Here is a 14,546-nt window from a genome sequence, read left to right as displayed (position 1 = left end):
GCAAAAAAGTGCTTCTAGACTAAGCATGAGGGCAAACCAGGCATGAGATTTTGCATTTTCAGCCTATCGGGTTTGCCCCTTTCTTGTCCCAGTTCTTATCCCGAACTCAGGTTATTTAAGCAACATCAACTAGCTCACCGTACTGCGAGCGTTTTGCTGCGGTAGAACCCTGCTCAAAACCACGTATAGAATGACTGCCGCAATGATGCCATTAATGGGTGCAATGCCAAGGCTAGCTTTGCCTGTGAAGTAGGCGATCGCCGATGCCACTACATAAGCAATCACCCCTGCCCAATTAAAGGCAGGCTGCGGAGTATCAAGCGCTGGAAATTCACTACGGCGCTGCAACCAAAAATCAGCCATAATCACTCCACCGATCGGTGGAATAAACGTGCCCAGTAAAATCAGGTAGTCTACCAACATTTTGTAAATGCCGCCCCATGCTAAAACGAGGGCGATCGTCGCGCCACCCAGCACAAACAGCGTCCGCTTATTGGTGCGAAACATATGGGCACCTGCTACTGAAAAGGCATAGATCGTGTTGTCCTGGGTCGTCCACATATTTAAGAACAACAGCAACAACCCCCAGCCCACTAACCCCTGATACGCCATGACTTGCACAATATCAGAACTATCGGCAATAGCAGGGACATTGGCATACACCAGAGAACAAAACGCACCACTAAAAATGAGAAAGCCATTAGCAAAGAAAAAGGCAAGCAGCGTAGCGATCGTAGCGACCTTGCCGTTCTTAGCAAAGCGGCTCCAGTTAGTTGCCTGAGTGCCACCCGAAACAAAGGTGCCAACAATAATTGTCAAAGCCGCACCGATCGTCATTTCCTTAGTCGGCTGAATTGCCTGTAATCCCTCCCAGCCACCGATTTGACCAGAGGCGATCGCGAGACACCAAACCATCAAAATCAGCATAGCTGGCACTGCAATACGGCTCAACCAATCCATTGCCTTGTAACCGACGTAGGCAGTGGAACAGAAGAAATAGGTGAAAAACAGAATAGTGAGCCAATTCCAGGACGTTGGCACCCCAGCCAGCTTGTTCAACAAATCAGCAATCAGCGCCGTTCCCCATGCATACCAACCGATTTGCGTAAAGCCTAAGATAAAGTCAACCCACCGAGAACCCACACTGCCAAAACTAAAGCGTGCCATTAACACCGTACTGAGACCCGTTTTGGCAGCAATATAGCCGAGTGCAGCGGCATACGTTCCCAAAATCAAGTTGCCAATGACAATTAGCACAACTAAATCGGGAAAAAACTTAAACGCAGGACCCACTAATCCGCCAGCAAAGAGAGTGCCAGAATAAAGGGTGAAACCCATAAGTAGCGGACCTAACGATGCCAGGGATTTACGAGCAGTCAACGGCACTGCCGCTAACGGGTAATCTTCTGAGGCTCCGCCTGCTCCCGCCACTATATCTGCACCCGTCTCAGATGTCGTCTTCATCAGGTTTTACGAAACCGCAACGCTATTCTACGTACTTACTAGGAAATGCTAAGTGTCGTCGTATAGTAGACAACAGATTTCTAAAGAAGATAGCTTGATAACCATAAGCAGGTCGTTCGACAAGGAAAGACGTTTTTATATATCCCTTCATGCAATCACAAGTATTCTTCTTGACTCTTTGGCTGTCGGTTAGACAGTTCTAGTTCGCTAATTGAAGGAGGCAATCGCCAACTGTCTTCGGTTTTAAACCGCTTTGCAGCAAGCCTTTATGTGCTTGAGTCGTGTGATCGCTCAAATACTTTTCTGGTATCCTTGCAGTCTGTAAGATAAACGTGTGCGTTAGTTTGCATTCATTCAAAAGAGGAGAGAGCGGCAATGGTTCTTTGCGTGATACCGGATGTAGTAACTGGGCTTATTGATCCAACGCATTTACTCGATACAGCTTGGATTCATACGTCTTTGCTTGACCTGTTACAACCATCTCACTGGCACTTGCCGATCGACCTAGCAGCTATCGGCGACAAGGAAATTAAAGTTGACTTGGGCGGCGATGTGCAGAGAGCATTCAACAACTTTGTCAAAACAGGTCAGGTTTGGGCATTTCTCATTGGCATCATTTTTGGTTATTTTGTGAAGACATTTACATCCTTCGGCTAAAGGTTAAACATCAACAATTAGGGATGTGTACAAGATTCGCCGCTGTCGATCAACGGCTGATGCTTGAGGGTTAACCACTTTCTTAAGCATGAGCTTATTTTTGCAAAGCCTTCGCCCTCGGCAAGCACAGCCTTTGTAGTTGTGCGGTGGGATCAACCCTACTGATAACAGTTCGGGAATGCTTTTTGTGATATTGAGTGAAGTAGATTTTAGTTGCCTTCAGAGTTTACGGACGTTGAGCTAAAAACTCTGTAACTCTAGCCAGAAATCTAAACTCTCTAACCTAGTGAGAACTGCTTTGAATCAAGACCTCTCTCAATCATCGGTGAGCCAGCCCTCCACCTGGAGCCAACGCTTTGAGTCGGCGCTCCATCCTGCGATCGCCCAGTTCAACGCCAGTATTGGTTTTGATATCCAACTCATTGAGTACGATTTGATTGGCTCACAAGCTCATGCACGCATGTTGGCTCATACAGGCATTATTGCGGCTGCCGAGGGAGAGCAACTGGTCGATGGTTTAGAGCAGATCCGGCAGGAGTATCGGCAAGGGCTGTTTGTTCCTGGCGTTGAGGCAGAGGATGTACACTTTGCAGTTGAGCGCCGCCTGACCGAGATTGTGGGTGATGTGGGCAAAAAACTCCACACGGCACGATCGCGCAATGATCAGGTGGGCACCGACACGCGCCTTTACTTGCGCGACCAGATCCAGCAGATTCGCCAACGGGTGCGATCGTTTCAGTCAATTTTACTTACGCTGGCAGAGCAGCACGTCGAGACGCTGATCCCTGGCTATACGCATCTGCAACGGGCACAGCCGCTTAGTCTTGCCCATCATCTGCTTGCCTACTTTGAAATGAGCCAGCGCGACTGGGAGCGGCTAGGCGAAATTTATCAGCGGGTCAATATCTCACCGCTAGGTTCCGGTGCGCTGGCAGGCACCACTTTTCCCATCGATCGCCACTACACGGCTGAATTGCTTAACTTTGGCGGCGTGTATGCCAACAGTTTAGATGGGGTGAGCGATCGTGACTTTGCCATTGAGTTTCTGTGTGCAGCAAGCCTCATCATGGTGCATCTTAGCCGCCTTGCTGAAGAAGTAATTCTATGGGCATCTGAAGAATTTGGCTTTGTCACCCTCAAAGACAGTTGCTCTACGGGTTCCAGCATCATGCCACAGAAGAAGAACCCTGACGTACCCGAACTGGTGCGAGGCAAAACTGGGCGAGTTTTTGGGCATCTTCAGGGTCTACTGGTGCTGATGAAGGGCTTGCCCCTCGCCTACAACAAAGATTTGCAGGAAGATAAAGAAGCTCTCTTTGATGCGGTTGTGACGGTGCAGGGTTGCTTGGAAGCAATGACCATTCTGCTGCAAGAAGGGCTAGAGTTTCGCGTGGCTCGTCTACAAGCAGCCGTCAACGAAGACTTTTCCAACGCGACGGATGTAGCAGACTATCTTGCAGGCAAAGGCGTGCCGTTTCGAGAAGCGTATAACCTGGTCGGCAAAGTGGTGAAAATGTCCCTGGCTCAAGGCAAGCTTTTAAAAGATCTGACCTTAGATGAATGGAAAACGCTCCATCCGGCGTTTGAGTCTGATATTTACGCTGCGATCGAGCCTGCCCAGGTGGTCTCTGCCCGTAATAGCTACGGGGGCACTGGCTTTGCTCAGGTGCGACACGCACTGCAAAATGCTAAAGCAGCCCTCTCGTAGAAAAGGTGACATGGTGTAGGGACGTTAGCTCTAACGTCCCTACTGACGAAAACAACCGTTTGGAAACACGACCGACTGCTTGCTAATCGTTATGGCTCATCCGCTTCAGCATGGGCAGGTCTTTTTTAGCCCCGGTTGTCACTTTAGTTACCGTGTGATTGGTCCCTGCTGTCGCTTGTTCGACCGCGAACAGTTGCCCTATCCCTGTTGTCGTCTTCAGTGGCGCGGCAAAGAACCAAGCTGGCGACGCATTGGTAAACGCTTCATTGTGGATCTATCGACCAAAAAACATCCGTCCTACAACGTCGAAATTCTCGGACAGGGCTTGCAAGAGCCGATTGTTATTACCCTCTATGCTGTCAATTTACCGGAAGCGACGAAAAACTGGTGGCATAGCGATCGACCAGGGCAGCAAAATGGAAGCGTAGGAACCAGAAGCCAGACGGAGATCGTGTTGAGTGAAAGCGAGGCGCGAGGCGTAAATCGGGTTGAGTAGCGCTCTGTGCCACTATGCTAAGGAGTTTTAAGCTGATTCAGCAGTCAGGTGGTCAGCTTTCTTCTAATAACTTTTCTAGAATGCCTAAAGGGATTTAAAACTAAATATGAGTCACTCTTTCGCCTACTTCCTACTCCCTCCCTTGTCGATCGCCCCTGTCCAACAGAGAATAGAAAGTAATGCACCAGGAGAGAGTTGTGAGTCAGTCATTCGATTACGATTTGGTCATCATTGGAGCCGGGGTTGGCGGTCATGGGGCAGCGATTCATGCAGTAAACTGTGGGCTGAAAACAGCCGTCATCGAAGCCGCCGATATGGGTGGCACCTGCGTTAATCGTGGCTGCATTCCTTCCAAAGCGCTGCTAGCTGCATCGGGACGAGTGCGCGAATTGCAGGATACCCATCACCTGAAAGCGCTTGGCATTCAATTAGACAAGGTGGCATTTGACCGCCAGACGATCGCTGATCATGCCAATACCATCGTCGCTAAGCAGCGAGAGGCATTAGTTGGTAGTTTGAAGCGCTTGGGCGTTGACACAATTCATGGGTGGGGCAAAATCGCCGGACAGCAAAAAGTTTCGGTTACAACAACCGATGGCGAGAAAGTCATCACGGCGAAGGACATTATGCTTGCCCCAGGCTCAGTGCCCTTTGTGCCACCAGGTATTGAGCTGGATGGTAAGACCGTCTTTACCAGCGACGATGCGGTGCGGTTAGAGTCGCTGCCCCCCTGGATTGCGATCGTCGGTAGCGGTTACATTGGCTTAGAGTTTGCTGACGTTTACTCTGCGCTGGGTTGCGAAATCACCTTAATTGAAGCGCTTGACCAACTCATGCCAGGGTTCGACCCTGATATTGCCAAACTCGCGCAGCGGAAGCTCATTACCCCCCGCGATATTGAAACGAAAGTCGGCGTGTTAGCAAAACGCATTACGCCTGGTTCGCCCGTCGTCATTGAACTAGCGGATGCCAAAACAAAGGAAATCATTGAAGTTTTGGAGGTCGATGCCTGTCTGGTTGCAACGGGACGTGTCCCGCTGACCAAGGATTTGGGGCTGGATGCAGTTGGCGTAGAAACCGTGCGACCAGGATTCATCCCCATCAATGACCACATGGCAGTGCTATCGCATGGCGAACCTGTACCCCATCTCTGGGCGATCGGTGACGCAACAGGCAAACTGATGCTGGCTCATGCTGCCGCCGCTCAGGGTGTGGCAGCGGTTGAGAACATCTGCGATCGCCCCCGTGCGGTTGATTACCACAGCATTCCTGCCGCCGCTTTTACTCATCCCGAAATCGGCTTTGTTGGCTTGACAGAACCGGCTGCTAAAGAGAAGGGTAATGTAGAAGGTTTTGAAATTGCCGCTGTACGAAGCTATTTCAAGGGGAACGCTAAAGCGATCGCAGAAGGCGAAACCGATGGCGTAGCCAAAGTTATTTATCGGCAAGACACCGGTGAAGTGCTGGGCGTTCATATCTTTGGTCTCCACGCCTCTGACCTCATTCAAGAAGCTGCTAACGCGATCGCCCAACGGCAAGCCATTCAAGACCTTGCCTTCTTGGTACACGCCCATCCCACGCTTTCGGAGGTGCTAGACGAAGCGTATAAGCGAGCAGTGACAACGCATTAAGGAAGCAAGGCTAAGGGCTAAAAGGGTCAGACAGCTTAGAGCAAGCGTAGGGGTTGGAAGCTGTTTAACCCATAACCTACAACTTTTAGCCTTTAGCTTTTAGCCTTTAGCCTTTCTTAAAAATTCGGATTATTTTTGTACGGCTCTATACAATTCCACTCCGTACAGCTTCAGAGTTAGGTTACGCTATCAAAAGCATTCATTAGCATCGCTTTGAGCAGTGGTAGAACACGGCTCCGATCGCTTACTTTGTTTTAACTTACGCCCAGGCTACCAATGCAGATCCGTCGTCGTCCACCTAATCCTGCGGTTTCTGTACAGTCATTGCGCTACCAGGCAAAGATGCCTGATGCAGCTCCTCGTCATATTTTGGAGGAAATCGTCTGGCAGAAAGAGACTGAAGTCGCTCAACTGCGCGATCGCGTCCCTCTACTAGAGCTGCAAAAGCAAGTCAAAGATTTACCATCACCACGATCCTTTTTGCAGGCGCTCCAGCATGGTAAGACTCATCCAGCAGTCATTGCCGAAGTTAAAAAAGCATCGCCTAGCAAGGGAATCATTCGGGAAGACTTTGATCCTGTTGCGATCGCCCGCTCTTATGAGCAAGGCGGTGCTACTTGTCTCTCAGTTTTGACTGACCAAACATTTTTCCAGGGCAGCTTCGACAACCTTGCCCGTATCCGCGCTGTTACTGACCTCCCTTTGCTATGTAAGGAGTTCATTATTTATCCGTATCAGATGTATCTGGCACGGATCAGTGGAGCCGATGCCATACTGCTAATTGCTGCCATTCTGTCTGATAAAGACCTCCAGTACTTTCTGAAAATTGCGGCAACGCTAGGCATGGCTGCCCTAGTTGAGGTCCATACCCTGGCGGAACTTGACCGCGTGTTGGCGCTTGAAGGCATTAACTTGATTGGCATCAACAATCGCAATCTGGAGGACTTTTCGGTTGATTTACAAACGACATGCCGCTTGCTAAACGATCGTCAAGACCAACTGCGATCGCGGGACATCCTCGTGGTGAGTGAATCAGGGCTTCATACACCTGCTGATCTGTCCTTAGTTGAGGCAGCCGGTGCTAGTGCCGTTCTGGTTGGCGAGTCACTCATGCGACAACCCGATCCAGCAGTGGCACTAGCAGAACTCGTTGGCAGAACGCTAACCCCGTAGAACTCCAAAGCCATAGGCTGTTGTCAAAAGGCGCTCTAAGCGCAACGCGCAGCACCTTTGCTGGATGGTTCCACAGCTTCATCGTCCAACGGCTTGACAGCTTAGTTCGATCGCTAAACGGTGTAGCCCCAGACTGTTGTCCCAGTTGATTCATGCTATAAGGTAGTCAGTTTTAATGGAACCCATTCCCCTTCCATCACACATTCATTACGAACTCCTCCTCCAACTGCTCGAACGTCAAACAATAGTTGCTGTGGGTCGGCAGTCTCCAGCTCAGGCTCAAGTACAGCAGTTAATCATCACGCTTCGTAAAGCACTTGCACTACAGAAGCAGCTAGAAGAAAACTGTGAGCGCCGCAACCAGCCGATCGAGTATCGCTGGTCGCTAAACAGTCTGACACCTGATCAAGAAATCCCTAATACAGTGCTGAGTCTACAAAAAGAATAATCTTGGCTTAGGACGGCTAACGTTAAACGCTAAACTCTAAAGCTTCTGAAGTAGCTGGGTGCCTTGCTTAAAGTTGAACACTCTAGAGTCAGATCACTAGCCTAACGAGCATCAATATAGCTGGTTCACGTTTCCGGGAGGTTCTGTGTGTCTGAACCGAATCTAGCTTCTAGCGCTTTAGCAGCAGCGGATAGCTACGCCGCTCCGCAACAACAGCCTGCCCTACAAGAACAGCTTGGCGATGGTCAGTTGCAGGAGACGACAGCGCTGGCTGCTGGAGGGACAATCACCGGGGACGACAACCAAAAGCGAGACAACACACAACGTGATGAAACACAATTTTTAGAGCCTCTGCAAGGCTTTTTGACTGCCTGGGCAGCAGCACATCATGAACTCAATGCGATTGATCCAGATTTCATTGAAATGGTATGCCAGCAGGCAACCGTTGCTTTAGCATCGCAATGGCACTGTTGGGAACATGAGCAAGCAACCCTGCAAGCCGAGCTAAGGCAAGCTCGATTGCTGTCCCATGAGCAGATTGAGCGCATTCGCCACTTAGAGCAAGCCCTTGATCAGTCGCTAACATCGTTAAGCGAGATGCGGCTACAGATGGTTGACCAGCAGCGTTTGGAAGCACAGCTAGCGGCGACTGAAGATATTTCTAACATTCAACAGCGGGCGATCGCCCGTTTAAAGCTGCAACTGGCACATCAACAGCAAGCCTTAACCGCACAACTAACCGAAACGCAAGCACGCGATCGCTCATTGCAAACGCTGCTAAACACGATGGAAGGGCTGACTCAGGCGCAGCAGCAAGAGCTAGAGCAACTACAAACTCAGGTTGCCCATGATCGTGCCGACGTGCAAGCATACCGCCAGCAGCTAGAGGAGCAGCTAGAACAACTGCAAACCGATCTGCATACCCAACAAGCACGGACGATCGCGTTGGAGTCCCAATCACTGGATGCCCAGACTTTAGCCACTCAATTGACAGAGCGGTTAGAGAGCGCTCGTGATCAAGTTTGCGAACTCTCACAAATTCTGAGCAATCGCCAAATTGCCTTAGAACAGCTTGAAACAGAGCTACAGCAGGCTCATACTACGCTGCAAGAGCAGCAGACATGGCTCGACAGTTTGCAACAGACTCACTTATCTCATGTCTCAGTTACATCTCGCGTCCCTTCGGATCAGGCGACACCAGACGTATCAGCCGTAGCGCTCGTGCCTGATTTAGTCACAGCCCATGCCAGGATTGCGGCACTAGAAACTCAGGCAGCCAAGCAAACAACGACTCAGGCAATGCTTCGGCACGCCTGCCAAGAACTGGAAGAAGAGCGCGATCGCCAATATGTTCGCCTGACAGAGCTGGAAAATCAGACTGCTGATATGCAAGAGCAGATCTTGCGGCAGGCACAGCAGGCGAGTGAATATGAAACCGCCATCCAACATTGGAAAGACCGCTGTTTGAGCAGTCAAAGCGGCATCCTTAAGCTCAAAGAATTACTGGATCAGGCGTTACCGGATGCTCCACCAGCACTATCAGAGTTGCTAACGACACTGTTAGCCGCTGCCGATGAACCCGAACCCGGCAGCCCTACCCTCATCCCAGTGTCTCCCTTTCCTCAGGAAACAAAAGTTGATTTGCCTGACTTCCTGCTTCGTCGGCGCAATTACAAACCGCAGCGATCGTAAAAGATGGCAATTGCAGCCAGGTGGCGATCGTCACCTTGGTTGAAAGGTAAGAAATTGTGTCATTCTGGAGTATGCCGCCATCAGGCGCGATGTTATTGATGCTCAGGGCAGATTTATGGACGACAAGCTCATGCTGATGATTCCGGGTCCAACGCCGGTACCAGAACAGGTTCTACTCGCAATGGCGAAGCACCCGATCGGGCATCGCAGTGGCGACTTTTCCAAAATCATGGCGGAAGTAACAGATGGGTTGAAATGGTTGCATCAAACACAAAATGATGTGCTGAGTCTAACCGTCAGCGGTACAGGTGCAGTGGAAGCAGCCATCATTAACTTTTTGAGTCCGGGCGATCGTGTGCTGGTCGGCAGCAATGGTAAGTTTGGTGAGCGCTGGGTAGAGGTTGCCCAAGCCTATGGTTTGAACGTTGAGCCTATTACTGCTGAATGGGGACAAGCGCTTGACCCAGAGAAATTTCGGGAGACGTTAGAGGCAGATACTGCAAAGGCGATCAAGGCGGTCATCGTCACCCATAGCGAAACGTCCACTGGGGTGTTGAACGATCTGGAAACGATTAACCGTCACATTAAAACCCATGGCGAAGCGCTCATCATCGTTGATACTGTGACCAGTCTGGGTTCCTACAATGTACCAGTTGATGCCTGGGGTCTGGATGTAGTTGCTTCCGGTTCTCAAAAGGGCTATATGGTGCCACCAGGATTAGGCTTCGTGACCGTTAATGCCAGAGCGTGGGAAGCATACAAAACGGCTAAGCTGCCTCGTTTCTACCTTGACTTGGGCAAGTACCGCAAAGATGCAGCAAAGAACACCACACCGTTTACACCGCCCGTTAATATGTTCTTTGCCCTGCAAGTGGCACTACGGATGATGCAGGCAGAGGGTTTGGAGCAGATCTTTGCACGTCATCAGCGATTGACCAGCGCTACGCGTGCCTCTGTCAAAGCCTTAGGAATGCCATTGCTTGCACCCGATGGTGCCGCTAGTCCCGCCATTACTGCGGTCGCCCCCGATCGCGTTGATGCTGAACAAATCCGCGCTGTAATGAAAAAGCGGTTTGACATCATCCTTGCAGGCGGGCAGGATCACCTCAAGGGCAAAATCTTTCGTATTGGGCACCTAGGCTTTGTCAGCGATCGTGATATTTTGACCGCGATCGGTGCGTTAGAAGCAACGTTACAAGAGCTAGGTTATGAAGGCTTTACACCCGGCGCAGGTGTAGCAGCAGCAGCCAAGGTTTTTGCTACAGCCTAAAGCGTTCGCCACCGCTTCGCAACTGATACAGAGCCTTCTTGAGGCGATGGCATATGCCATAGAGTAAGCGGCTGTTTGCTCTACTAAAGTTGCATGGACAATCAAAAAGTAGCGTTTTTTGAGCATTAAATCTCCAGCGCCCTCTCTTTATGGTGTAGGCGCTGCTGCAGGCGGAATAGCGTAGTTAGAAGGGCTGACTAAACTACTATTGGCTGGACGAACAGGGTATGCCTGGAGGTGTAGCTTTTGAATTGCATCTGTCCACTGACCAATTTTTGTCTGTGCTTCCTGATAGAGTGCGCTACCAAAGCTAACATTGCTGGCTTCGGCGATCGCTGCCTGTAGCGAGGGCATATCACCTTTACCTGCTAGCTGTATAGCGCGAGTGAGATAGGGGCGGTCTTGTAATTCCTGAAGCTGACGGCTCCACTGTCCAACCAATTGCTGCGCCTGTTCGTACTGAGGCGTACCGTATAATACCAACCCAGCAGCATCAGTTGCGGCACGTAGTCCGTCGACACTGCCAGCACTTGCCAGTTTACGAGCGCGATCGAGGTTAGCCGCCGCTTCTTTTTCCTGCTCTTTTTGCCAGTCTGGCAACGGATCAAAGCGAGGAGCAACGTTTGCCTGAACTACTTTTTGCTGCTCCCGCTCTGCTTTTGTCTGTGCTGCCTTATTTTCCTTTGCTTCCTGAATCTTCTGCACCAATGCCTGGTAACGATCGCCATCCCAATAGCGATTACCTAACTGCCGCAACTCCCTTGCTTTAGCAAAGGCTTGATCCCATTGACCGCGTTCAGCAAAGGCTTGGGCATCACTATCAACAGACTGTGCCGTATCCCAAGCAGTTTGCCATGACTCAATTCGCTCATCCGCCGTTTTGTATGCTGCGGTTAGAACAGGAATACGCCGTGCTGCATCGATCGCCTCCTCCAGGTTTCCTCCCTGAAACGAGTCTTCAGCTAAAGCCAAAAGTGACTGAGAGGCCTGCTCTACCAGGCGATCGCTCTGTGCTGCTAAGGGATGCTCTGACGGCACTAAACGCGCCATTCTAATTGCTTCTGACAGTCCATCAACCGTTTGCTGACCTACACTTTCCTGCGCACAATAGAAACTTACTGCCGCTGCGTCATCCGTCTGGTTTTCTGCTTCTGCTAGTGACTGACACCCAGAAAGGTGTTGAAAGCGCAGCACATTCACTGCCCACCAACCGACTCCAAGCGGTAGAGCCAATAGCAGCAGTCCCAGCGTAACCATACGTATGTACAGTCCTTTCTTCATTGGCTGGAGAATCATTACTTCACCCGATCAATCATGCTTAGCTCGCACCATTTGCTTTCAATCGTCGCACAAGAGCCAGATAGGCCGAATGATAGAGGCAAAAACGATACAAAAGCAACTTGGTATGCCTAGTACCACAGCGGAGAAAAAAGTACCTGATCAAAAAACAAAAGAGCAGACTACGTTTAGCCTGCTCTACCAGTAAAGCCTTTTTTTATAGCAGCTAGAGACAAAATTTTCTCAAAGCATCCAATGATCAAGCCAGAAACAACAGGCGATCTCACGTCTTACCAATCCATCTAAACTCACAGGCACCTATGCTTGCTCAAGCCAATCATAGATTTGATCGAGCTGCTCAAGCGTGACTAAACCATATTGCCAAAGAATCATTGATAACGGTCCTGGATCGAGTTCCCTGTGGCGAAGGGCAATGGCGATCGAGGCAGCCGAAATTGCCAAGTCTTCTTGCAGGAAGCGAATAAAGCGAGAATAGGTTGTCGGTGCCGTCATGGCTCGTCTCCTGATAAGGACACCATTGTGAATGAAGGATCAGTTGACGAATACAGCTAATGGACAGTCTTTAATCTGGCTATATAAATTGTGTTGGACTATGTGGTTTCCGTTAGCTGCATAGCAAGAAAACCAGCCTGCTATTGAGAGTTCGCTAAGGCCTAATAAGCAAGCGCAACTACTACAAGGATCTGCAAAGCTACAGAAACCAGGCACAGCGCTATGCACCACTTCAACTTTTTTACCAAAAACTTAACTAAGACTTTGGGACCTAACCTGAAGGACATTAGCAGGCTGCTTAAAGAGCGTGTAAGAGCGCCAGCACGAAACTTGTAGAAATAACCTTGAAGGAGTAGCGTTGAGAAGCCATTAAGTTTTAGGGCAAGTATCATGCTTATGACGGCTGTACGCCAAGTTGTGATCGAATTTAAAGAAACAGAATCCCCAGCTTTTTGAGGAGTCCAGGGATATAAAACTTCATTGAGTCAATCACATTCAACCAAAATCATACATTCTAGCGGCTAGCACATTTAGAGTTCAGGAGCTAGCACTTAGCGATGGGCATAAAGCCCAGGGGCATAGGCTTCAATCACCCGTCCTGTTTGGGAACACATCACCATCAGATAGTCACAAGTCGAGCATTGGGTCCGGGTTAAGTGTTCTGCCCCAAGGTAATGCCGTTCGGCACGGCTACCACAGTTTGGGCAGTGAATATCCAAAATAGTGTTCATATGAAATGGTTTTAGGTTAAGCGAAGTTTGAATCATTGGCTTGATAGGGCGATCACCACCCTTATATTTTGAATTGTTAACAGCGAACGTATCGAAAACAACTAAAGCGAGCAAAAACGAAGAATGAATGCTGTTGAGCTAATAGTTCTATTATGTCGGTATTCATACTGGCTGACAATCAGACTCTGGTTAGAGAGTTTGATGCTTTGCACGATTACTGGATGGGGATCAGAGTTTTAAGGTTGATTACACACCGGAGCTGCTGAAGCCGCAAGGATTTTCTCTAATGGTAGAAACGATATAAAAGTTCACACTATTTTTCTTTCCTCTAAATTTCACATTTTCATCCTGTTTTTAGTATGCGGCGTTAGAAGTAAACAACATAACAGGAAATACTTACTTCTAGATTGACGTAAAAGTTATTGGCAAAGGTTTTTTGAAGGACTTCTTCTAAAGCTATAGAGTTCTATCCTCTCTAGCCCAAAAGCATTCTAATTTTACAAGGATTGGATTATTAAGATGTTTCTAATCATGCGTCAAACAGAGCTTTAAAAAGTAATACCGCTTTAGTAGGCAATATCGCTACATAACACGTTTGCCAGTTTGAAACGACTTGTCCAGCAAATATGATTCAGAGAAGTCTAGCTTCTTCACCTAATAGCGATTATGAATATCAAAAAAGATTCACTGGCTAACCAGGTTCGAGATACTTATGATCGACTCGAACCAGGTGAAACTGATACTTGGAACCCACTTTTTTCTGAGTTTGAAATCGCCTATCGCTTAAGTCTTTTCTACTGGCTAACACAAGCCTTACTGTTAAGCCCGCTTCCCTTAGAGTCACTCAATGTGCTGGATTTAGGCTGTGGCAATGGGCGCAGTACTCGAATGTATGTTGACTTAGGGCTGCGACCAGAGCAATTGATGGGCGTAGACGTTAGATCTGGCGCGATCGATCTTGCTAGAAAGCTCAATCCTGCAATTCGCTTTGAGACTTATGAAGGCGATCCAACGACCTTTGCTAATCAGGGCTTTAATTGGCTTTCAATAGCAGCCGTTCTGTCAACAATTGAGAGTATGGAAAGGCGTAAACAGTTAGCACAACAGATTTATCAGACGCTTCCACCAGGGGGCTTTTTGTTCTACTTTGACCTCTATCAAAGCTTGAATCTGGTAGGAGGCGAACGTATTCGTCCATTTGAAGTCTTTTCTAACTTCAAAAAACTTTGGTCTAGCCCAGTCAGAAGCTATCAATTTGTGCCCTCCGGGTTTAAAGGGCGGGATTTTATAGAGGCACGGGAGAAGGGAGTTATTAAGCAGGAGTATCGCCTTTCTGTGCTAAATCGTCTTAAGCGAACCATCTTGCCGACACACGAAGTCATTTTGTTTCAACGCTAGGAACGCTTTGACAAACTGAGCCCTCACAACCAAACTGAGTTATGCCTGGACAGAAAGGTATAGATTTGTGTGTCCTGAAAGTCTTTC

At 49.1% G+C, this 14,546-nt stretch carries 13 protein-coding genes; 9 read left to right on the top strand and 4 right to left on the bottom strand.

Features of this window, described 5'->3' with window-relative positions; all coding sequences use genetic code 11:
• Positions 1 to 129: 129 nt before the first annotated feature.
• Positions 130 to 1,464 carry a cytosine permease gene (codB, locus tag H6F76_RS08360; RefSeq protein ID WP_190507370.1) on the bottom strand — a complete coding sequence of 445 codons (1,335 nt, stop codon included), beginning with the start codon at positions 1,462 to 1,464 and terminating at the stop codon, positions 130 to 132.
• Positions 1,465 to 1,839: 375 nt separating this feature from the next.
• Between codB and H6F76_RS08355 the strand changes: the two genes are divergently transcribed.
• The 8 genes from H6F76_RS08355 to H6F76_RS08320 all read left to right on the top strand — a co-directional run bounded on the left by H6F76_RS08355 (position 1,840) and on the right by H6F76_RS08320 (position 10,539).
• Positions 1,840 to 2,121, top strand: a complete 282-nt coding sequence (locus tag H6F76_RS08355; protein ID WP_199321995.1) for a hypothetical protein — start codon at positions 1,840 to 1,842, stop codon at positions 2,119 to 2,121.
• A 325-nt stretch (positions 2,122 to 2,446) separates the two neighbouring features.
• Complete coding sequence (gene argH, locus H6F76_RS08350; RefSeq protein WP_190507395.1) at positions 2,447 to 3,829, top strand: argininosuccinate lyase; 1,383 nt, start codon at positions 2,447 to 2,449, stop codon at positions 3,827 to 3,829.
• Between the two features lie 91 nt (positions 3,830 to 3,920).
• On the top strand, positions 3,921 to 4,325 hold the full coding sequence (locus H6F76_RS08345) for a hypothetical protein (protein WP_199321993.1): 405 nt from the start codon (positions 3,921 to 3,923) through the stop codon (positions 4,323 to 4,325).
• A 197-nt stretch (positions 4,326 to 4,522) separates the two neighbouring features.
• The gene (gene lpdA, locus H6F76_RS08340; RefSeq protein WP_190507369.1) at positions 4,523 to 5,956 is read left to right on the top strand and encodes a dihydrolipoyl dehydrogenase; all 1,434 of its coding nucleotides are present in this window, start codon (positions 4,523 to 4,525) and stop codon (positions 5,954 to 5,956) included.
• A gap of 276 nt (positions 5,957 to 6,232) precedes the next feature.
• Positions 6,233 to 7,129 (top strand): indole-3-glycerol phosphate synthase TrpC, encoded by an 897-nt coding sequence (trpC, locus tag H6F76_RS08335; protein ID WP_190507368.1) that lies wholly within the window; start codon positions 6,233 to 6,235, stop codon positions 7,127 to 7,129.
• Positions 7,130 to 7,304: 175 nt separating this feature from the next.
• Positions 7,305 to 7,577, top strand: coding sequence for a DUF5340 domain-containing protein (locus H6F76_RS08330; protein ID WP_190507366.1), 273 nt, complete (start codon positions 7,305 to 7,307; stop codon positions 7,575 to 7,577).
• A gap of 147 nt (positions 7,578 to 7,724) precedes the next feature.
• The gene (locus H6F76_RS08325) at positions 7,725 to 9,269 is read left to right on the top strand and encodes a hypothetical protein (RefSeq protein ID WP_190507364.1); all 1,545 of its coding nucleotides are present in this window, start codon (positions 7,725 to 7,727) and stop codon (positions 9,267 to 9,269) included.
• Between the two features lie 115 nt (positions 9,270 to 9,384).
• Positions 9,385 to 10,539 carry an alanine--glyoxylate aminotransferase family protein gene (locus H6F76_RS08320; protein WP_190507362.1) on the top strand — a complete coding sequence of 385 codons (1,155 nt, stop codon included), beginning with the start codon at positions 9,385 to 9,387 and terminating at the stop codon, positions 10,537 to 10,539.
• 147 nt (positions 10,540 to 10,686) lie between these two features.
• Here H6F76_RS08320 and H6F76_RS08315 read toward each other — a convergent pair whose 3' ends face one another.
• The 3 genes from H6F76_RS08315 to H6F76_RS08305 form a co-directional block, all read right to left on the bottom strand.
• Positions 10,687 to 11,796, bottom strand: coding sequence for a hypothetical protein (locus tag H6F76_RS08315; protein ID WP_190507361.1), 1,110 nt, complete (start codon positions 11,794 to 11,796; stop codon positions 10,687 to 10,689).
• Positions 11,797 to 12,135: 339 nt separating this feature from the next.
• Complete coding sequence (locus H6F76_RS08310) at positions 12,136 to 12,330, bottom strand: DUF2949 domain-containing protein (RefSeq protein WP_190507359.1); 195 nt, start codon at positions 12,328 to 12,330, stop codon at positions 12,136 to 12,138.
• Positions 12,331 to 12,881: 551 nt separating this feature from the next.
• Positions 12,882 to 13,061 carry a replication restart DNA helicase PriA gene (locus H6F76_RS08305; protein ID WP_190451455.1) on the bottom strand — a complete coding sequence of 60 codons (180 nt, stop codon included), beginning with the start codon at positions 13,059 to 13,061 and terminating at the stop codon, positions 12,882 to 12,884.
• Positions 13,062 to 13,727: 666 nt separating this feature from the next.
• Here H6F76_RS08305 and H6F76_RS08300 point away from each other — a divergent pair.
• Entirely contained in the window at positions 13,728 to 14,459 is a 732-nt protein-coding gene (locus tag H6F76_RS08300; protein WP_190507357.1) for a class I SAM-dependent methyltransferase, read from the top strand.
• Positions 14,460 to 14,546 lie beyond the last annotated feature (87 nt).

Origin of the sequence: Leptolyngbya sp. FACHB-321, assembly GCF_014695975.1 — a bacterium.
GTDB lineage: Bacteria > Cyanobacteriota > Cyanobacteriia > Leptolyngbyales > Leptolyngbyaceae > Stenomitos.
Note: the sequence above shows the minus strand (reverse complement) of the source record. Positions and strands in the feature narration are given on the sequence as shown.

What these genes read in the sequence shown, in the direction of transcription:
- H6F76_RS08305 (WP_190451455.1), bottom strand. Translation starts at nt 13,061, where the DNA reads ATGAACACTATTTTGGATATTCACTGCCCAAACTGTGGTAGCCGTGCC.
- H6F76_RS08315 (WP_190507361.1), bottom strand. Translation starts at nt 11,796, where the DNA reads ATGGTTACGCTGGGACTGCTGCTATTGGCTCTACCGCTTGGAGTCGGT.
- H6F76_RS08345 (WP_199321993.1), top strand. Translation starts at nt 3,921, where the DNA reads ATGGCTCATCCGCTTCAGCATGGGCAGGTCTTTTTTAGCCCCGGTTGT.
- H6F76_RS08355 (WP_199321995.1), top strand. Translation starts at nt 1,840, where the DNA reads ATGGTTCTTTGCGTGATACCGGATGTAGTAACTGGGCTTATTGATCCA.
- H6F76_RS08320 (WP_190507362.1), top strand. Translation starts at nt 9,385, where the DNA reads ATGGACGACAAGCTCATGCTGATGATTCCGGGTCCAACGCCGGTACCA.
- H6F76_RS08300 (WP_190507357.1), top strand. Translation starts at nt 13,728, where the DNA reads ATGAATATCAAAAAAGATTCACTGGCTAACCAGGTTCGAGATACTTAT.
- trpC (WP_190507368.1), top strand. Translation starts at nt 6,233, where the DNA reads ATGCAGATCCGTCGTCGTCCACCTAATCCTGCGGTTTCTGTACAGTCA.
- H6F76_RS08310 (WP_190507359.1), bottom strand. Translation starts at nt 12,330, where the DNA reads ATGACGGCACCGACAACCTATTCTCGCTTTATTCGCTTCCTGCAAGAA.
- H6F76_RS08330 (WP_190507366.1), top strand. Translation starts at nt 7,305, where the DNA reads ATGGAACCCATTCCCCTTCCATCACACATTCATTACGAACTCCTCCTC.
- codB (WP_190507370.1), bottom strand. Translation starts at nt 1,464, where the DNA reads ATGAAGACGACATCTGAGACGGGTGCAGATATAGTGGCGGGAGCAGGC.